Source organism: Paenibacillus sp. GL_099_B (assembly GCF_057835695.1).
In genome coordinates, this window is record NZ_CM174430.1 from 5,544,662 (window position 1) to 5,564,425 (window position 19,764).

Annotated in this window: 14 protein-coding genes; 2 read left to right on the forward strand and 12 right to left on the reverse strand. The window is 48.0% G+C overall.

Annotation, left to right across the window (positions count from 1 at the left end):
• Positions 1 to 109: 109 nt before the first annotated feature.
• Positions 110 to 1,549, forward strand: coding sequence for an aminomethyl-transferring glycine dehydrogenase subunit GcvPB (gene gcvPB / locus AC3ITG_RS25175; RefSeq protein WP_489254530.1), 1,440 nt, complete (start codon positions 110 to 112; stop codon positions 1,547 to 1,549).
• Positions 1,550 to 1,803: 254 nt separating this feature from the next.
• Here gcvPB and ptsP read toward each other — a convergent pair whose 3' ends face one another.
• The 11 genes from ptsP to AC3ITG_RS25230 form a co-directional block, all read right to left on the reverse strand.
• The gene (gene ptsP / locus AC3ITG_RS25180; RefSeq protein WP_063566874.1) at positions 1,804 to 3,516 is read right to left on the reverse strand and encodes a phosphoenolpyruvate--protein phosphotransferase; all 1,713 of its coding nucleotides are present in this window, start codon (positions 3,514 to 3,516) and stop codon (positions 1,804 to 1,806) included.
• Positions 3,509 to 3,784 carry an HPr family phosphocarrier protein gene (locus AC3ITG_RS25185; protein ID WP_024633102.1) on the reverse strand — a complete coding sequence of 92 codons (276 nt, stop codon included), beginning with the start codon at positions 3,782 to 3,784 and terminating at the stop codon, positions 3,509 to 3,511. The genes ptsP and AC3ITG_RS25185 overlap by 8 nt, the downstream gene beginning before the upstream one ends.
• Positions 3,785 to 3,862: 78 nt before the next feature.
• The gene (gene ptsG, locus AC3ITG_RS25190) at positions 3,863 to 5,920 is read right to left on the reverse strand and encodes a glucose-specific PTS transporter subunit IIBC (RefSeq protein WP_489251714.1); all 2,058 of its coding nucleotides are present in this window, start codon (positions 5,918 to 5,920) and stop codon (positions 3,863 to 3,865) included.
• A 287-nt stretch (positions 5,921 to 6,207) separates the two neighbouring features.
• On the reverse strand, positions 6,208 to 7,062 hold the full coding sequence (gene glcT / locus AC3ITG_RS25195) for a glucose PTS transporter transcription antiterminator GlcT (RefSeq protein ID WP_413373088.1): 855 nt from the start codon (positions 7,060 to 7,062) through the stop codon (positions 6,208 to 6,210).
• A gap of 165 nt (positions 7,063 to 7,227) precedes the next feature.
• Entirely contained in the window at positions 7,228 to 8,778 is a 1,551-nt protein-coding gene (gene floT, locus AC3ITG_RS25200) for a flotillin lipid rafts scaffold protein FloT (RefSeq protein ID WP_489251715.1), read from the reverse strand.
• A 58-nt stretch (positions 8,779 to 8,836) separates the two neighbouring features.
• The gene (locus tag AC3ITG_RS25205; protein WP_489251716.1) at positions 8,837 to 9,373 is read right to left on the reverse strand and encodes an NfeD family membrane protein; all 537 of its coding nucleotides are present in this window, start codon (positions 9,371 to 9,373) and stop codon (positions 8,837 to 8,839) included.
• Positions 9,374 to 9,634: 261 nt separating this feature from the next.
• Complete coding sequence (locus AC3ITG_RS25210) at positions 9,635 to 10,798, reverse strand: iron-containing alcohol dehydrogenase (RefSeq protein WP_489251717.1); 1,164 nt, start codon at positions 10,796 to 10,798, stop codon at positions 9,635 to 9,637.
• Positions 10,799 to 10,963: 165 nt separating this feature from the next.
• Positions 10,964 to 13,465, reverse strand: a complete 2,502-nt coding sequence (locus tag AC3ITG_RS25215) for a winged helix-turn-helix domain-containing protein (RefSeq protein WP_489251718.1) — start codon at positions 13,463 to 13,465, stop codon at positions 10,964 to 10,966.
• A 214-nt stretch (positions 13,466 to 13,679) separates the two neighbouring features.
• The gene (locus tag AC3ITG_RS25220) at positions 13,680 to 15,278 is read right to left on the reverse strand and encodes a UDP-glucose--hexose-1-phosphate uridylyltransferase (protein ID WP_413373094.1); all 1,599 of its coding nucleotides are present in this window, start codon (positions 15,276 to 15,278) and stop codon (positions 13,680 to 13,682) included.
• Between the two features lie 15 nt (positions 15,279 to 15,293).
• On the reverse strand, positions 15,294 to 16,283 hold the full coding sequence (galE, locus tag AC3ITG_RS25225; protein ID WP_489251719.1) for a UDP-glucose 4-epimerase GalE: 990 nt from the start codon (positions 16,281 to 16,283) through the stop codon (positions 15,294 to 15,296).
• A 1-nt stretch (position 16,284) separates the two neighbouring features.
• Positions 16,285 to 17,466: a galactokinase gene (locus AC3ITG_RS25230; protein ID WP_489251720.1), complete on the reverse strand. Its 1,182-nt coding sequence runs from the start codon at positions 17,464 to 17,466 to the stop codon at positions 16,285 to 16,287.
• Between the two features lie 156 nt (positions 17,467 to 17,622).
• Here AC3ITG_RS25230 and AC3ITG_RS25235 point away from each other — a divergent pair, with 156 nt between their 5' ends.
• Complete coding sequence (locus AC3ITG_RS25235) at positions 17,623 to 18,585, forward strand: AraC family transcriptional regulator (protein WP_489251721.1); 963 nt, start codon at positions 17,623 to 17,625, stop codon at positions 18,583 to 18,585.
• 104 nt (positions 18,586 to 18,689) lie between these two features.
• Here the strand turns inward: AC3ITG_RS25235 and mgrA are convergent, their stop codons facing one another.
• Positions 18,690 to 19,697 (reverse strand): L-glyceraldehyde 3-phosphate reductase, encoded by a 1,008-nt coding sequence (mgrA, locus tag AC3ITG_RS25240; protein WP_489254531.1) that lies wholly within the window; start codon positions 19,695 to 19,697, stop codon positions 18,690 to 18,692.
• Positions 19,698 to 19,764 lie beyond the last annotated feature (67 nt).

Below are 19,764 nucleotides of genomic sequence, written 5' to 3' on the forward strand. Positions count from 1 at the left end.
ATCAGCTCAAGGACAATCGGAAACGGTAACCTCTATCTCCACTTCGGGCCAACCTGAAACCAGCACAACAGACACTAACCAGGCTGCCTCTCCAGCACCGGAGCAATCGTTGATTTTTGAACTTAGCAGTCCGGGTCGGGTCGCTTATTCCTTGCCTGAATGCGACGTTCCCCGTCAAGCTGTGGATTCCCTGATTCCCCGGGAAATGCTTCGGTCGGAAGCAGCAGCATTGCCTGAGGTTTTTGAAGTTGACGTCATTCGCCATTACACTGCCCTGTCTCGTCGTAATTTCGGGATAGATAACGGATTCTATCCGCTGGGCTCTTGTACGATGAAATATAATCCGAAGATTAATGAGGATGTGGCCCGTTACAACGGGTTCGCCAAAATTCATCCATATCAGCATGAATCCAGCATTCAAGGTGCACTTGAACTGCTTTACACGTTGCAAAATGACCTTGCCGGACTAACCGGTATGGACGCCGTTACGCTGCAACCGGCCGCTGGAGCACATGGCGAATGGACCGGGCTCATGATGATCCGTGCCTACCACGAAGGTCGTGGTGAACAGCGCACGAAAGTTATCGTACCGGACTCTTCTCACGGGACCAACCCGGCAAGTGCAACCGTAGCAGGTTTCGAAACGGTAACGATCCCTTCCCGCGCAGATGGTCTGGTAGATCTGGACGCACTTCGCGCAGCAGTTGGTTCGGATACCGCAGCGCTGATGCTGACCAACCCGAACACACTCGGACTTTTTGAAAAAGACATTCAGGAGATTGCCTCCATTGTGCACCAGGCAGGTGGCCTGCTGTACTACGATGGTGCCAACTCCAATGCCATTATGGGCATCACCCGACCTGGCGATATGGGCTTCGACGTGGTGCATCTGAATTTGCATAAAACGATGAGTACTCCGCACGGCGGAGGTGGACCTGGTGCCGGCCCGGTTGGCGTGAAGAGCCGCTTGATTCCGTTTCTGCCGAAACCGATGGTCATTAAAAATGATGAGGGTATATATGAATTGGATCGCGAAGGCGATCAATCCATTGGCCGGGTCAAAGCGTATTATGGTAACTTCGGCATTCTGGTCCGTGCCTATGCCTACATTCGTACCTATGGACCTGAAGGCTTGCGCCGGGTATCTGAATGTGCGGTGCTCAACGCCAACTACATGATGGCCCGTCTCGCACCTTACTACGAGATTCCATATCCAGGCGTGTGTAAACATGAATTCGTTATGTCTGGTCGGGGGTTGAAGCAGTATGGTGTACGTACACTAGATGTTGCCAAACGATTGCTTGATTTTGGGTATCACCCGCCAACCGTGTACTTCCCGCTGAACGTTGAGGAGTGCATCATGATCGAACCAACGGAAACCGAGAGCAAAGAAACACTTGATGGGTTCATCGATACGATGATTCGCATTGCCAAGGAAGCAGAAGAGACACCTGAATTAGTACTCAATGCCCCTTATGGCACACCGGTTACCCGTCTGGATGAAACAACAGCGGCCCGTAAACCTGTACTGAACTGTGCTTGCAGTTAATGATGTAATAATTTTAGTCACACTGAGCTCTTGCTGATGTTTCCAAGTCAGCAAGAGCTTTATTTTTATTTTGATTTACATACGATCCCTCTCCCTTCAATATGTTTCACTCGATATTCCTATCCTAGCTCTTATATCAACACACAAAAAAAGCCGGTATCTGCTGTAACAACAGATACCGGCAAAATCGCTGCAAGACTGCAGCTTTTTTATCGGAAAAAGAACCCTTAAAATCGGGTGGAAACCCCGTAAAATTACGCTTGAATGCTTTGAACCAATTCAACGACTTGTTCAGCCGTTTGCATATCCAGTGCTTTGGCAGCAAGCTCTTGCATGTCTGCACGGGACAGCTTGGTGATCTGACTACGAGCTGGCAGAATGGATGTTGCACTCATGCTGAACTCATCCAGTCCGAGACCGAGCAGCAATGGAATTGCTGTTTCGTCTCCGGCCATCTCTCCACACATGCCAACCCATTTGCCTTCACGGTGTGCTGCATCGATTACCATTTTAACCAAACGCAAGATGGCAGGGTTGTATGGTTGATACAGATAAGCCACACGCTCGTTCATACGGTCAGCAGCCATTGTGTATTGAATCAGATCGTTCGTTCCGATACTGAAGAAATCCACTTCTTTGGCAAATTGATCCGCCAGAACTGCAGTCGAAGGAATTTCGACCATGATTCCGAGTTGAATGCTGTCAGAAACAGCAATACCTTCAGCAACCAGCTTCTCTTTCTCTTCGAGCAAGACAGCTTTCGCTTCACGGAATTCACCAAGTGTTGCGATCATAGGGAACATGACACGCAGGTTACCATGTACGCTTGCACGCAGCAATGCACGCAATTGAGTACGGAAAATGTCCAGACGGTCCAGACACAGACGAACTGCGCGGAAACCGAGGAATGGATTCATTTCTTTTGGCAGGTCCAGATATGGAAGCTCTTTATCTCCACCGATGTCGAGTGTACGAACAACAACAGGTTTGCCTTCCATTTTTTCCAGTACAGCCTTGTAAGCATTATACTGAATGTCTTCGGAAGGAAGCTTGTCTCTGCCCATGTACAGGAACTCGGTACGGTACAGGCCTACAGCCTCGCCGCCATTCTCCAGAACACCAGCAACATCATTCGGTGTACCAATGTTGGCTGCCAGTTCCACATGAACGTTGTCCACCGTTACCGTTGGCTCATCACGCAGTTTTCTCCACTCCGCACGTTGTGCATCGTATTGCTCCTGTTTGGAACGATACTCAGCAATAACATCATCCGTTGGATTAACCAGTACGTGACCGTCCAAACCGTCAACGATAATCATATCGCCTTGTTTCGCTTGAGCCAGAATGTCTTTGGTTCCAACGACAGCCGGGATTTCAAGGGAACGAGCCATGATCGCGGAGTGAGAAGTACGTCCACCAATATTGGTTGCAAAACCTTTTACATATTGACGGTTCAGTTGAGCCGTGTCGGAAGGCGTAAGATCCTCCGCAAGCACGATCACTTCTTCACTGATCTCAGCCGGACTCATGAATTCGATACCAAGCAAGTGATTTAGCACACGTTTGGTTACATCACGCATATCCGCAGCACGTTCCTGCAGGTAAGCACTCTTCATGTTTTCGAACATTTCGATAAATTGCGTTGCTGTTTCGTTCAATGCGAATTCCGCATTAATCTTATCATCTGCAATTTTCGCTTTAACCGGATCAATCAGTTCCGGGTCATTCAGAATGAGCAAATGCGAAGCAAAAATCTCAGCTTTTTTCTCGCCAAGCTCTTGTAAAGTACGCTCTTTGATCGCCTCAAGCTCAGCCTGGGACTTGCCCAGAGCCGAGTCGAGTTTCGCGATCTCTGCGTCAACGTCGTTGATTTCGCGTTTTTCTACAGAGTAGTTGGGATGCTCCAAGATAAACGCCTTGGCGATAGCAATACCCGCCGAAGCCGCGATCCCAGAAACATTAAGCATTAATTTCGCCCAGCCCTTCGTTAACCATAACGTCTGTCAGAGCTTGAAGAGCTTCAGCTTCTCCTTCGCCTTCAACGATGATGTTGATGGTGTCGCCTTGTTCCAAACCAAGGGAAAGTACACCCAGGATGGATTTCAAAGTTACTTTTTTACCGTTAGCTTCTGCAAAGGATTCTGCACCTTTGAATTTGTTTGCTGTATTAACCAGGGCTGTCGCCGGACGTGCGTGGATACCATCTTCGTCTGTAATTCTGAATGTTTGTTGCATTACAATCATCTCACTTTCAATAATTTAATTTAGGCATTGCATATATTTATCACTTGCTTGCCATCGTCGTAACACTTCTTATTTTATCTCAATGATTGGCTGATCGCCAATTTTCAGTACTCCACTCTTCTTGAGCGTAACTGTTGAGCCTTCCGGCAGATTGGTGAAAATGACCGGAGAGATGATCGACGGAGCATTAGCTTTCACATACTCCAGATCCACTTCCATAATCGGCTGTCCTGCAGATACCAGGTCTCCTTCCTGCACGAGCACGTTAAAGCCCTGACCTTTCAGCTTCACCGTGTTGACACCTATATGAACAAGCACTTCCTTGCCTCCGTCAGACATAATGCCCACGGCATGTTTGCTTGGAAACACGTTAAACACCTTACCATATACAGGAGAAGTAATCTTGCCATCATGAGGCAGAACAGCAAAGCCGTCACCTGTCATTTTCTCGGCAAAGACCGGATCAGGAACGTTTGTGATGTCCATCAACTCGCCGTTTACAGGCATTACGATGTCCTCTGCAATAATACGTTCGCCTTCTTCACCTTGCGCCTTCTCCTGTTCAGGAGCTGGCTTATCCACAGCTGCTGGAGCTGGTGCCGGTGTCCGTCCTGCAATGATATCCTGCATTTGGGATTTAATCGTATCTGAACGTGTACCGAAGATGGCCTGTACATTATTACCCACTTCAAGTACGCCAGATGCACCCAATTGTTTCAAACGATCTTTATTTACGCTAGATTTCTCATTTACTTCAATCCGCAAACGAGTAATGCAGGCATCCAGATGTTTGATATTCTCTTGGCCGCCGAATGCTGCAAGAATGTTATGAGGCAGATCATCCGTTGAACCTGAACCTCCGCCGCCGGAAGCTGTATCAGGAGTTGCCTCTTCACGTCCTGGTGTTTTCAGATTGAATTTGCGAATGATGAATCGGAAACCGAAATAGTAAATCACTGCAAGAATCAAACCTACGATAATAACATCCCACCAAGGCGTACGATTCGGAATGATCCCGAAGATCAAGAAGTCAATGAATCCACCGGAGAACGTCATCCCAATTTTGACTCCAAGAATTTGCATCGTCATGAAAGACAAACCTGCAAAGATACAGTGTACTGCAAACAGGATTGGCGCTACAAACAGGAATGAGAACTCAAGCGGCTCTGTAATCCCTGTAAGGAACGAAGTCAGCGCAGCTGATCCCATGATCCCTGCAACATACTTTTTGTGCTCCGGTCTTGCTTCATGGTACATCGCAAGCGCCGCAGCTGGCAAACCGAACATCATGAACGGGAATTTACCGACTTGGAACGTCCCCGCTGTAAGGTTCACACCATCACGCAGTTGATTGAAGAAGATTTGCTGGTCTCCACGAATGACATCTCCAGCTTTGTTCACATATTCACCGAACTCAAACCAGAACGGTGAGTAGAAAATGTGATGCAGACCGAACGGAATAAGTGACCGTTCTACCACTCCGAAAATGAACGCCGATAACGTCGGACTTGTATCTACCATGAAGTGAGATACAGCATTCAGCCCATTTTGAATTGGAGGCCAGATGATCACCAGAAGTAACCCGATTAAGAGGGAAACGACTGAAGTGATAATCGGGACAAAGCGTTTACCTGCAAAGAAACCGAGGTAAGACGGCAGTTCGATTTTGAAAAATCGATTGTAACATAGCGCGGCGGTAATACCTATGATAATACCTCCGAACACGCCCGTACTCAATGTAGGGATACCCAAGATGCTGGCATAACCTGGTACTTCACCGATCATGGCTGGCGTAACACCAACAGCTGTACCCAGAGTCACGTTCATGACCAAGTAACCGATGATGGCCGCAAGACCTGCGACACCTTCGCCTCCGGCTAGCCCTACGGCTACACCGACTGCGAACAGCAATGCCAGATTATCAAATACGATCTGACCCGCATTCATCATAATCGTCGCGATTGAGCTCACCCATGGGGTATCTAGCACTGTAGCATATTGCAGAAAATCCGGATTCACAAGCATGTTACCGATCCCTAGCAATAAACCTGCCGCTGGCAAGATTGCTACAGGTAGCATAAGAGCTTTACCTACTCTTTGCAATACACCAAAAAGCTTTTTAAACATTGCGTCATATCCACCCTTTCATTTAAATTGTTATGTTGTGATGCAAGCAAGGGAAAACAAAAAAGGCACGAGTTAATAAAGCAAATTGGTCAAACCTTCGGGTATAGCATACCCGGTAAAGGTAAGAACAATCACGCTCTAGATAACTCATGCCTGATCGAATCAGTAACACGTCGTTTGTGTTTATTCAGTTGCTTGATTACGGAAATCATTGTAGCACCACTTCATAATCAGTGCAAGCCTTTACAAGAAAATTTTCAAATTGAAATTCCACCTGTGGAAAAATTTCACTTGTTCTCTTCTTCTTTCCTTTGATTCAGGCGCTGCAAATGAATGGTCAGATACCCTACTTCAGCAGGATATACAGGAAGATTCAATCTTTTTTCCATCACCTTGGTCAGCTTCCATGCAAGCGAGTACATTTCAGGATACTCCAACTTCAACAGCGAATCCAATTTATGGAGTTCTTCCACCTTGTCTCCCCGACGGACGCGCTCCAAGGCAAATCGAAGATGGGTCAGTAACCGGGAATAATCCAGTGACTCCGTCTCAAACGAATAATCCAGTTGGGTGGACACCAGGCTCACCAAATCGGTAATCAGTTGGGAATGCTCGCGAACTTGAGAAATATTTTGGTTGGTCATGGCACTGTAGATGTGTAGCGCAATAAAACCGATTTCATCCATTCCCAGATCGACACCCAATTTTTCTTTAATCAAACGAACCGCATATTCACCCATGCGATATTCGTCAGGATAAATTTCACGGGTTTCATATAGAAAAGGATTCTGTATGACAATCCCTTGTTCTTTCCGTTTTAACGCAAAAGCAATATGATCGGTCAATGCGATATGAATATGTTCGTTTAAAGGAACGTCCGTATGATCTGCGATATACGTAATGACTTCGTTAATAATTTCGATCAATGCTTCATCCACTTGTGGAAGAAGCTGTTTATACTGCTCTTGCTCCTGTTGGTTTCTCAAAATGAACATCTTCTCCACAGCCATCAGTGGAATAATATCATTCGTTTTCCGATTGAAGCCGATGCCTTTACCAATCACGACAACTTCTCCATGTTCAGGATGCTGTGCAATAATTACATTATTATTTAGCGCTTTGGCTACTTGCAGGCTACTCAATGTTTGCACCTCTTTTTCACACCATCTTAGGTGTGATTCAGTCACACCCTAGTAAGAAAGAAAAGACATCCGGGAGCGGGAAATCCGCGCCGGACGTCTTGCTTAAAAAGTAACAAAAATTCGCCTTAAGGTCAATAGAGCATGAATGCTTTATAATTCGTTGTCTTACTCGTCAACTCCAGCTTTTTGCACAATCTTGTCGATTATAGATGGGGTAGTTACAGGCTCGCTCTGTTGAATAGCAACCGGTGCTGGTGTTTTAGACTTGGTGAGACCTTTAATTAACTGCTCCACATCAATGCCGGAGACGCTCTTGAGCATCTCAGGAGCCGTCGCCATGAGCTCAGTTACATAATTGCTTACACGAGTGGCGCCTTCACCTTTACCTGTGTCCACAACGGTCAACTTATCAATCGCAGAGATAGGCTCCGCAATTTTACCAGCAAGTTCAGGCAGCATTTTGACGATGATATCGAGCACAGCAGCTTCGCCGAACTTTTGGAACGCCTCGGCCAGTTTTTCCTTTGCTTCTGCTTCCGCCAGACCCCGGAGACGAATAACCTCTGCATCCGCTGTACCTTTGGCGCGTTCAGCATCCGCCATCGCTTGACCTTCAAGACGCTTCTGCTCGGCAGTAGCTTTCGCATGCGTTTCGATGGAGTACTGTACCGCATCGGCTTCACGCATTCTTTTGGCTTTATCCGCTTCGGCAGCCTGCTCCACCGCATAACGATCCGCTTCTGCCTTTTTCTTCACTTCAGCATCATACTGCTTCTCACGTACGATAATTTCTTTCTCTTGCAGATCAATCTCACGTTCTTTCCGAACAAGTTCAACCTTCATCTCTTCTTCCACCACGGTTTGTCTCGCACGCGCTTCGTGGATGTGGTATGCCTGATCGGCTTCCGCTTTAGCTGTATCTTGATCACGCTTAAACGTCGCTACTTTCAGTTCCTTCTCTTTTGCAGCTTCAGCGATATTCGTATCACGCAGCAGCTCGGCTTTTTGCCCTTGCTCTTCTGCATTGGCCTTCTGAATACGTGCATCCCGCATCGCTTCCGCTTCCGCAATTTCGGCGTCCCGCTTGACGGCTGCTATCCTCGGTTTACCGAGGGCATCCAGATAGCCTTGTTTGTCACGAACATCTTTGATCGTAAAGGAGACAATTTGCAGTCCCATTTTTTTCAGATCCCTGGCAGCTACACCTTGAACCTCTTGCGCGAAGCGATCGCGGTTACGGTATACTTCTTCCACCGTCATCGTTCCGAGGATGGCCCGCAAATGCCCTTCCAGAACTTCCTGTGCTTCGCTTCTTAACGATTCTACTGGCTTACCGATAAATTGCTCGGCTGCAGTAGCTACGTCTTCTATTGAGCTTCCGACCTTGATAATGGCGACACCATCGGCAATGACCGGTACGCCTTGTTCCGTGTATACTTCCGGTGTGGAAACGTCCAGCTTATGGGACAACAGCGAGATAAACTCTGACTGCTGGAATACTGGTAAGATAAATGCGCCGCCTCCACGAACAATTTTAATTTTGCGTCCGGAGTCATCGTCGGAAATATTTTTACTTCCAAGGAATGAACCCGTAACGATCATGGCTTCATCCGGCCCAACCGTCTTGTACCTCGCCCAGAACGCCAAACCAAGAATCAGAATAACACCGACAACTATTGCAGGAACTAACAACACATCCATATCCAGATTATTCATTCCACATCTCTCCCCTTATTCATACATGAGTGCTTACACTGCTAACGGTTAAACTTCCTTAAACATCTTTAAATATATCTTCATCCCATTCCGACACACGCAGCACACCTTCGGTTACATCCACAACTACAACACGCGCTCCCGCCGCAATGGGACGATGTTCAAAGCTGGATGCCGTGTGCACCGTATTACCGGCAGCAATCTTGATCATGACTTCACCAAAACCTTTTTCCGGTACCGGAATGGTGATTTCTCCAATTTTCCCGGATAGCTCTTTCATGGAAAACGCAATGGAAACGTCACTGTTACGCATTGGTTTGATATATGCAAAGAATACCAGCATGGCTGCAGCAATACCTATAAGCAGGGATAGTATCAGTGCCGACATTGCACTCACAGAGCTATAACGTGTTAGCATAATGCCAGCCCCGCCAAAGGTTGTAATGGAACCTGCCAGCACAACAGGTTTGAAAAAATCAAGGCCAGGCAATTCAAAGGCCCCGTCTAACAAGCCGTCAATCAAGTCACCTAGCACAAGGCTGACGACCGCAAATATGGCTCCTCCGATTAGACACCCCCAATAGATTGACTCCATTCCCCGTTCCTCCTCTCTTCTGCCGCAATTCCATCCTAACTGGGCATTCCTCATGTAAATAAATACGTAGCAAATGGCAAAATGTTTCAAAATCTTTCCTCATTTGTATTCAAGACCCGATAATGGTTATTCTCATCGCAATATGGTCTAGTTCCTGGAACATTCTCCGATTCGCTCTTATTCACAACAAAAAACCGCAAATCTCCGTTATAAGGAGACTTGCGGTGCCAGAACACATTGCTGTGTCTTTATGTTTTGTTTTTACAGAGAAGCCTTGTAGATAGATACAACGTCTTCACGTTGCAATTTTTTGAAGTTACCAAATGGGCCGAAGAGCATGGCTTTGTCAGCCATAACTTCGATCTGGCTGTCATCGATATCATAATCAGCCAGACGATTAGGCGCACCAATGGATGTCCAGAATTGGCTCAAAGCTTCGATGCCTTCTTCAGCAATCTGTTTGTCCGATTTACCTTCAGGGTTAACTTCGAACACATTGATCGCCAGACGTTTGAAACGATCCACATTTACGTCCACATTATGCTTCATCCAATGCGGGAAGAGAATCGCGAGCCCTCCCCCATGCGGAATATCATACACTGCGGATACCGCGTGTTCGATATTGTGAGTAGCCCAGTCACCAGCGAGACCCATGTTCAGTACGCCGTTCAATGCCATCGTTCCGCAATACAGAATAGTTTCACGCAGTTCATAGTTCTCCAGGTCATCAACCAGACGAGGGGCTGCATCCATAACTGTGCGCAGAATCGTCTCACAGAATCCGAGTTGAACCGGTGTGTTGGCATCCAGATGGAAGTAATGCTCCAGTACATGGGACATCATATCAACCATGCCATAAACCGTTTGGTCCAGAGGAACGGTATATGTATTTACCGGATCAAGGATCGAGAACGCAGGGAACGAATACGCGCTGCCCCAGCCCAACTTCTCCTGTGTATCCTGATTGGTGATAACCGAACCGGCGTTCATTTCCGAGCCAGTTGCAGCCATTGTCAGCACGGTACCGAGTGGAAGAGCATCTTGTGCAACGGCTTTGCGCTGAGCAAAGTCCCACATGTCGCCATCATACTTGGCACCTACCGCAATCGCTTTGGCACAGTCCAGTACACTGCCGCCGCCTACAGCGAGGATCAGGTCAACGTTGTTCGTTTTGCAAAGGTCTACCCCTTTGTGCACAGTCGAAAGACGCGGGTTCGGTTCTACACCAGCCAGCTCCGTAACTTCAGCTCCAACTTCCTTCAGCAATCCGATCACCTGATCGTACAAACCGCTGCGTTTAATACTACCGCCACCATATACAAGCAGAACCCGTTTGCCGTATTTCGGCACTTCGGTTTTCAGCGCTTCAAGCTGACCCTTACCGAAAATCAATCGGGTTGGATTATAAAATTGAAAAGATCTCATATCTATGTCGCCTCCAATGGAGATTCATATTTTAGTGCAACTCCCATTATAGTACCCCGATTATACAAAAACAAATCGATAGCCACTCACTTTATATCAACCCGTTGATTTGCAAGTATGCACGGAACATTTCACTGTTTGGGAACCAAACCAACGTCTTCCATATCAGTCCGTCTTAAGCAGCATCGCTTTGGCTCTGGAATGGACGCCAAGCTTACTATATATGTTCGATAAATATACCCGGATAGTTCCTGCGGACAGATGTAACTGTTCCGCGATTTCACGATTCGATTTTCCCTCTTTCAACAGATCAAACACTTCTTGTTCACGGGAGGTAAGCAAAGAATTCGATTTAGGGTATGTCTCAAGACATCTCCACAGATACTCAAAATAATCGACAGGTATAGATTTCCACTTCGCCATGAATGGACTAGATTTAAAATAGCTTCGCGCTAAAGAAACCATCCCTATTTCATCCAGAATCGTACGAATATAATAATACTCGCTGCCTAACACCAACGCTTCGTGGAATATATTCAATGCAATCTCTGACTGACCTGCCTGATACTGCACAAGGGACTCAAGGACCATTGCCTCCATCATAGTCGCTATTTGTTCATCCTGACTAGCCTTCATTTTCACATGCACCAATATGGTCAGTGCTTCATCATACTGCTTCAATGACAATAACAGACGTGCTTTGGTAAGCATCCACAGCGGTTGCTTGGATACGGTAGCATCAAGCTCGCGTTCCGCCAATGCATAATCACCAGCCACGATATGGCAGTGAGCTTTCATTATCCGAAGGATCGTTAACCAATGTTTTCCTTCTACCTTCTCCATGACTTGTTCCAGCATCGCAAGCGCTGAAATGGTCTGATCACGCAAAATGTGCAGTTTGGCCTTTAATAGATACATGGGGATAAACAAACCCGGTTCGTTATATTGATGACCATAATCCAGAGCCTGATCCAGCTCTTTCTCAACGTACTCGATCAAATTACGCTCGTACAATGACTCGGCAGCGACGCCGTAGCTGAACGTTGTCGCGTTGGCCGATTGCAGCGCCGTCTCCCGAAACAGCTTGATAACCGCCCCACCAGCCTGCATCTTCGGCAACTTCCCCTTCGACCCGATGCTGGTTCGCATGAGTCGGTACTCATAGACGTTATAGGGCAGAGCTACGTTATCCCAGCGGGAAGGTGTATGTCCCTTGGCCAACTGCTTTCGCATGATCTCCTCTACCTGTCCCAAGTCTCCGCCCACCGCCACAATCGCATACGCCTTGGCACTCTCGTAGATGTGAGCAATAGCTGCATACTGCTCCTGATCCAGCCATGCCTCTGCCTGCTCACGAACCTCAAGCTCAATCATCAGGGACGTGGCAAGCCTTTCATCTGAAGCGGAGATTGCTGCCAGAAAGCCCATAACGAGCATCTCGTGCGGAGCTTGGTAATGTTGGCTGCGAAGCTGGCTGAGCCAGCGCATAAACGTAAAAGTTTGGCCTGAAACATGTAGCTCCACCAGCTGCTCCATCATCCAAAGATCTGCTTTTTCACACAACCCATGCTCCAGAGCAAGGTCAATCGCATATATGTAGTCGCCTACATCGTACCTGTATTCAGCCGTCTCCCGCACAATGCTCATAAACTCCTCCTCGGAGCACCGTTTGACAAGTTCTGCACGCAACGTTTGTATAAACAGTTGATGATATCGGTATAGAGGTTTCGAGAAATGAAGTCGTGTGGTGAACAGCCCCTTGCGTTCCAACTCTTCCAGCAACTTATAGCTGTCCGATCGCTGTGTCAGCTGGTTACAAAACGACGGCTCTAGTTCATTCAGCAACGACGTTCGTAGGAGAAATGTCTGCGTTTCCACAGGGAGATTCTGAATCAATTCCTCCCACAGAAATTCGTGAACCAGTGGCTGGACCGTGTGTTCTCCTGTCAGATTTTCTTTTTCCAACGCCAGGCTGGACAGGATCAGTCCCGCTACCCAACCTTCGTTCTGATCAATGATAAACTCCAGCCGCTCATCCAGAGGAAGCGATCCATGTTTCATAGCAAACAATTGCCGCGCTTCCTCTGGTGTAAAACGCAAATAATCCGCATCGTATTCCCGTACCCATTGCTTGACATGCCACTTCGCCACTGGCAAAGGAACTGTGCTACGGGTGGTGAGATAGAGATGAACATGCTCTGGAAGGTTCTCGATCCATTGGATCATCATCCGGTGAATGGCAGGATTGTCGATACAATGATAATCATCAATGGCAATATGTACAGGACTTACGAGGCATTGAAGCTCCTCTATAAAAGCATCGATCCAAAACGGTTGCATTGAGCCGTCCTGACTGTGGAACAGGGGAGGAAGCGTGTCAAATGCAGCTGTATCACAAGCAATGGAGACAGCCTGCAACATGTACGTCCAGTAACGGATTGGATCATTATCAAGCGTATCTACGCTTAACCAGGCCACTTGCCCTTGGCTCTGCCGGAGCCACTGGGTTAACGCTGTCGTTTTGCCATAACCCGCGGGCGCACGAACTATGGTCACCCTAGCCCCCGGAAGATGTTTCAGAAATATCTGATCCAATCTGTCTCTTTCCACGGCTCCTGCCGTTTGGCGAGGAAGCTGGATTTTGGGAATCATTCGTATGTCCAACACAGATGTCCATCCTCTCTAAGCTATTATTTCCCCATATTACGTGCTTCCTTCCATCATTATAATAGAGTCATGCGTGCTTCAACAGATATAACTTCCTGATGTTATTCTGTAATACAGTAAGCAGTAAAACTAAGGTCTCGCCCACGACACCGTTACAGTTCATATGCCAAAAACACCAGCCCATGTATGGGCTGGTGTTCCTCGTTATACATGTTTATTCGGTGTATCCCATGCTGCTTACAAAACGACGGAAAGCTTGGCGCCCTGCTTCATCATATTTGTAGACACCTGCATGCTCCAGAATCTCGGCAAATTTCAAGCCCACTTCCTGCTGTACAATGGCAACGGCTTGTTCTTTGTCCAGGTTAGGACCAAAACGTTCGATCAATTCCTCCGCCCAACCCAGATGTTTGTTCAACACATGTTCGGAAGCTTTGGCCGCCTCGGCAAGTTTGGTATCCCCAACGAGAATATCCGCGATGCTGTCCAGCTCTTCTTTCAAACGACCTGGCAGGATTGCAAGCCCCATCACTTCGATGAGTCCAATGTTCTCCTTCTTCAGATGATGCATTTCGCGGTGCGGGTGGAAAATCCCTTCGGGATGTTCATCATTCGTACGATTGTTCCGCAGGACGAGGTCCATCTCATATCCTCCGTCTGCACTGCGACGAACGATTGGAGTCACTGTATTGTGTGGAATTTGTTCTCCGTCAACCTCACTGAATGCCTCGATCTCCACCGTAGAATCGCTGTACACCTTCCACGCTTCATAAACGGCATTCCCTGCTTCGAGCAACTCAGCCGGATCTTGTGATGCCAAGCGCAATACGGACATTGGCCATTTCACAAGACTGAGCGTAAGTCCTGGTGAACCAGCGTGGCGGAATACCGCCTCTGGCTTCGCATTTTGAATGGCAAAGGTATGACGTCCACCCTGAAAATGGTCATGAGTCAGGATGGAGCCGCCAACGATGGGCAGATCGGCATTGGAACCGATAAAGTAATGCGGATACTCCCCCACGAAGGCCAGCAGCCTGCGCAGCGTATCTTTGGTCAATTTCATCGGCACATGATCGTGATGGAAAATAATGCAGTGCTCGTTGTAGTACACGTATGGCGAGTATTGGAAGAACCAAGGTTCGCCGTTCAATTCCAATGGAATGACACGCAGGTTTTGACGAGCCGGGTGGTTGACCCGACCGGCATAGCCCACATTTTCACGACAGAGTTGGCATTTCGGATACACCGGAGGCGGAAGCAGCTTTGCCATCGCGATTTCCTTCGGACTCTTCTCCGGCTTGGACAGGTTGATAGTAATCTCCATGTCTCCATAAGCTGTATCCTGTGTCCAATACACATTCTTGGAGATGCGGTCCATCCGAATGTAGTTGGAATGAATCGAAAGTTCATAAAATTTGGAGGTAGCCGCTTCAATGCCTTCGGTCTGCTCTGTATGACGGAATGCGCGCACCACCTCGGATGGACGGGCCATTAATTGACCCATAATTTTCGCATCGAGCAAATCACGGTACGTATCGGTATTTTCAGGGATAAGTCCAATCTCAAATCCGTAATCAATCAGCGTATCCAACAATGGTTGGGGTCCGTCCAACACCGTCTCGTTCAAAACTCCAGCATACGGCTCGGAGAACCCGAACTGTTCCAGCAGCAGATTACGGCTGTAATCCCGATCCGCTTCTTCAATCAGTTTGTTCTGCAAGGAAAATGCTACCAGACGTTCAATGGCATGCAGTGCTTCCTGCTGCTCCGGTGTCCGCTCTGTGGCATCTGCTGCAATATGAGTCTGTGACATATCGATGTTCGCCTCCTAGTTTTTTCCGTAGCCGTCAGGGTGAGACTGATGCCAGCTCCATGCGCTTTGAATGACATCTTCTAGATTCGTCCATTTCGGGTTCCAGCCCAGTACGGATCTTGCTTTGGCAGACGATGCCACCAGCACAGCCGGATCACCCGCACGACGTGGTTCCTGTACAACCGGAATTTCCAGTCCGGTTACTTTCTTAGCCGTCTCAATAACCTGTTTAACAGAGAAGCCCTGACCGTTGCCCAGGTTGAACACGTTGCTGTTCTCACCTTTACGGAGATAGTCTACAGCCCGCAGATGCGCATCCGCCAGATCACTTACGTGGATGTAATCACGTACACAGGTTCCGTCTTCCGTCGCGTAGTCGTCACCGAACACGGCGATGTGTGGACGTTGTTTTAACGCCGTTTGCAGTACGAGTGGAATAAGATGGCTCTCCGGTTGGTGATCTTCACCAATTTTGCCGCTATCATGGGCTCCGGCTGCATTGAAGTAACGCAGGGAGACGTATTTGACTTCCTGTACTTTATCGAACCAGGACATCATGCGTTCCATCATCAGCTTGGTTTCACCATATACGTTCGTAGGCTCTGTGCGGTCGCTCTCTTCAATCGGCACTTTCTCCGGCTCGCCGTAAGTAGCAGCCGTGGAAGAGAAGACGATGCGACGTACATTCGCTGCATTCATCGCTTCCAGCAGACACAATGTGCCAAACACATTGTTGTCATAGTATTTAACGGGGTCTTTCATACTCTCGCCAACTAGTGAGTTAGCTGCAAAGTGGATGACTGCATCAATGGAATTCTCAGCGAACAGCTTCGCCAGAAGTTCCTTGTCACGCAGATCACCTTCATACAATTTTCCGCCCAGCAGAGCTTCACGATGCCCTGTCTGCAAATTATCCAGTACAACTACCTCTTCGCCACGCTCCAACAAAGCCGCTACCGTATGAGAACCAATATATCCTGCTCCACCTGTCACCAAAATCGCCATCTTACTTCGCCTCCTTCAATTCTTTAACGCCGTCGCCTACTCCGCATACATAGAACTCGCCTTTGAGACTGGTACGTGCTTCATATGCAACTCCAACTTCGCTTACAAAACGCTCTACATCGTCTTCATGCACAAGAGATACCGTACATCCACCGAATCCCGCACCAGTCATCCGAGCACCCAGAGTGCCTGGAATACGTTGAGCCTCTTCAACCATCACGTCCAGTTCTTCGCAGCTCACTTCATATAGATAACGAAGCGATTCATGAGAAGCATTCATGAGCTTGCCGAAGGTTTCCAGATCGTTATCACGCAGTGCATCCACCGATGCAAGTACACGTGCATTCTCCTCCACGACGTGCTGGGCACGCTGTCTTACCTTCTCATCCTTGATGTGATCCTGCAGTGTAACGAATTGTTCAGGTGTAAGTTGCGCCAGATAGTTCAGCGCAGGCAGTTGTTCTTTCAAAATGGCAAGTGCCTGCTCACACTGAGAGCGACGTTCGTTGTAAGCTGAGTCCACCAACCCCCGACGTTTGTTCGTGTTACCAATAACCAGCTTGTAGGCGCCGGTACGGAATGGTACTTTTTCATATTCAAGAGTGTCACACATCAGCAGGATCGCATGATCCTCTGCACCATTGGCTACAGCGAACTGATCCATGATGCCGCAGTTGACGCCGACGAATTCGTTCTCTGCCTTTTGGGACAGCAGCGCCAGTTGAACCGTATCAATATCATTCACACCTTCGAGCGACTGGATGGCAAACCCGGTAAGAACCTCCAGTGATGCGGAAGAGGAAAGTCCTGCGCCGTTCGGAATTTCTCCATGATAGAGGAAGTCATACCCTTTAGTTACTTTTACGCCTTTGCCTTGCAGTTCAACCATGACGCCTACCGGGTAATCCGTCCATTCCCCTGTTTTCTCCTTGCCAATCGAGGACGTATCCAGCGTTCCTTCATAGGACATATTCGTGGAAGCCAACTGCAACTTGTTGTCCTCACGCTCACGGATAATCAAAGTGGTACCGAATTCAAGCGCTGCCGGAAGCACGTATCCACCGTTATAGTCAATGTGCTCACCGATCAGATTCACCCGCCCAGGGGCATGGAACACACGGATGTCCGCTCCACTCTCTCCGTACTTGTCAATAAACTTTTGTTTCAATTCATTTATGTTCATTGCTGCTGCACCTCATCTCAATGTTGTTGGTTTCCTTAATGTTATTATACAAGAAAGCGGTCCCCCTTGAAATGAAACCATGTGTGTTCCATATGGATAAATGTGACCTTTCGACGTATAATGAATGGAACATCAAGGAAGGAAAGGAATGTCATCATGACTGAACAACGTATGGAAGGTCCAGCAGATCAACCGATAAAACACAATCCGGAAACCTCGGGCAAAAGCGGAGCACTCAGTTACTCGGTTTCCTCCAATCCCGTTTATTATGAAAAAGGGGCATTGCATGTCCTCTTTGCAGGGGCAAGCCAGACCCTTCCCGGTCACGCCCTTGGACCGAAGCTATACGATTATTATCTATTGCACTATGTAGAAAAAGGGGCCGGTACGTTCCGCACCGAACTACATACCTACGAACTATCCGCAGGTGATTGTTTCCTCATTCATCCGGGGCAGCTGGTGAGCTACCAATCCCATGCCCGGCATCCCTGGCAATACCGCTGGATAGCCTTTACCGGCAGCCAGGCTGCGAAGCATACAGAGGAAGCAGGCTTCCGTCCGGAGAAATCCGTCTTTCATGCCGGACCTTCCTGTGGTATTTCCGACTGGTTATCCGTGATGCAGACGGCTTTTGCCGAGCGGAAAGAAAGCTCTCATTTTACATCGCTGGGTACGTTATATATGATTCTAGCCGAGGCACAAAATCACCTCTCTCAGGGTCAAACCTTAATACCAGGTGAATCTTCAATACGACGAACTGTAAAACAGATGATTCAATTCATGTCTACCCAATATGCCTACCCTGTCTCGATTGAGCAAATGTCGGCCAGTCTTGGCTATAACCGTGCGTACCTGTCCCGCATTTTCAAACAGGAAACCGGACTATCACCAGTTACCTACCTACTTAAACTGCGGATCGACAAATCGCGCCAGCTGCTGCGGGAACGTCCGGATCTGTCCATCGAACAGGTATCGGCCTCCGTGGGCTTGCCAGATGCGCTGTATTTCTCCAAACAGTTCAAGCGATTCCATGGGGAAGCCCCTAGTCTGTACCGGGAGAACATTCTTAACAGGCCCTTGCATCAAGCGACACGCCAAGTACCACCGAACCAGCGATAACCCTGTAATCAAAAGTAGGATCTTCTATCCCGTAGGTCTGCATAAATAATAAAAGACAAAAAAGGTGCATCCCGCCATTATGGCTAAGATGCACCTTTTGAACTTTATTTATGATCCTGTTCCGGACGAAGAATCGATTCAATACGCTCCAATTCCTCTGAGGAGAATTCCAACTGGCTGAGAGCAGCCACATTCTCTTCAATCTGCGAAGGACGACTTGCACCAATCAGTGCAGAAGTTACCTTGCCATCACGCAATACCCAAGCGAGCGCAAACTGGGCCAGACTCTGACCACGTGATGCTGCAATCTGGTTCAGCGCACGCACTTTGCGCAATGTCTCTGGAGAGATGTTGTTTTCATTCAGAAATACAGACGGGCCTTTGGCACGTGAATCTTCAGGAATACCGTTCAGATATTTGTTGGTGAGCACACCTTGTGCCAATGGACAAAAAGCGATGCTGCCTGTTCCATAGTCATCAAGCACATCCTGCAGCCCATCCTCAATCCAGCGATCCAACATTGAATATTTGGGTTGATGAATCAACAGAGGTGTACCCAGGCCTTTGAGAATCTCGGCCGCCTGCTTCGTCTGTTCTGCAGGATAATTGGAGATGCCGACATACAATGCTTTGCCGGAACGAACAATATGGTCCAGCGCCATCATCGTTTCTTCCAAAGGTGTTTCGGGATCATAACGATGAGAATAAAAGATGTCTACGTAATCGAGACCCATGCGCTTCAAGCTCTGATTGAGACTGGAAACCAGGTTTTTACGAGAACCCCATTCACCGTAAGGTCCAGGCCACATATAGTACCCGGCTTTGGTGGAGATGACGAGTTCATCTCGATATGGCTTCAGATCCTGTGCCAGTACCTGACCGAATAACTGCTCTGCCGAACCTGCCGGCGGACCATAATTGTTGGCAAGGTCAAAATGCGTAATGCCCAGATCAAACGAACGGGTAATCATATTTCGGCCGTTCTCCGCATTATTAATGCCACCAAAATTATGCCATAACCCAAGTGAAATCGCTGGCAGTTTCAAACCTGAACGTCCAACGCGGTTGTATTTCATTGTTTCGTAGCGTGCATCGCTGGCTACGTAGACCATCATGAATCCCTTCTTTCCCCAGGTTCCGCCTCTTGTACCCGGTCCGTATGCCGGAGAATGCGGTTAT

Coding starts and splice junctions, on each gene's coding strand:
- mgrA (WP_489254531.1), bottom strand. CDS start 19,697: ATGGTCTACGTAGCCAGCGATGCACGCTACGAAACAATGAAATACAAC.
- AC3ITG_RS25220 (WP_413373094.1), bottom strand. CDS start 15,278: ATGTCACAGACTCATATTGCAGCAGATGCCACAGAGCGGACACCGGAG.
- floT (WP_489251715.1), bottom strand. CDS start 8,778: ATGAATAATCTGGATATGGATGTGTTGTTAGTTCCTGCAATAGTTGTC.
- AC3ITG_RS25230 (WP_489251720.1), bottom strand. CDS start 17,466: ATGAACATAAATGAATTGAAACAAAAGTTTATTGACAAGTACGGAGAG.
- galE (WP_489251719.1), bottom strand. CDS start 16,283: ATGGCGATTTTGGTGACAGGTGGAGCAGGATATATTGGTTCTCATACG.
- ptsP (WP_063566874.1), bottom strand. CDS start 3,516: ATGCTTAATGTTTCTGGGATCGCGGCTTCGGCGGGTATTGCTATCGCC.
- AC3ITG_RS25235 (WP_489251721.1), top strand. CDS start 17,623: ATGACTGAACAACGTATGGAAGGTCCAGCAGATCAACCGATAAAACAC.
- AC3ITG_RS25205 (WP_489251716.1), bottom strand. CDS start 9,373: ATGGAGTCAATCTATTGGGGGTGTCTAATCGGAGGAGCCATATTTGCG.
- AC3ITG_RS25185 (WP_024633102.1), bottom strand. CDS start 3,784: ATGCAACAAACATTCAGAATTACAGACGAAGATGGTATCCACGCACGT.
- ptsG (WP_489251714.1), bottom strand. CDS start 5,920: ATGTTTAAAAAGCTTTTTGGTGTATTGCAAAGAGTAGGTAAAGCTCTT.
- AC3ITG_RS25210 (WP_489251717.1), bottom strand. CDS start 10,798: ATGAGATCTTTTCAATTTTATAATCCAACCCGATTGATTTTCGGTAAG.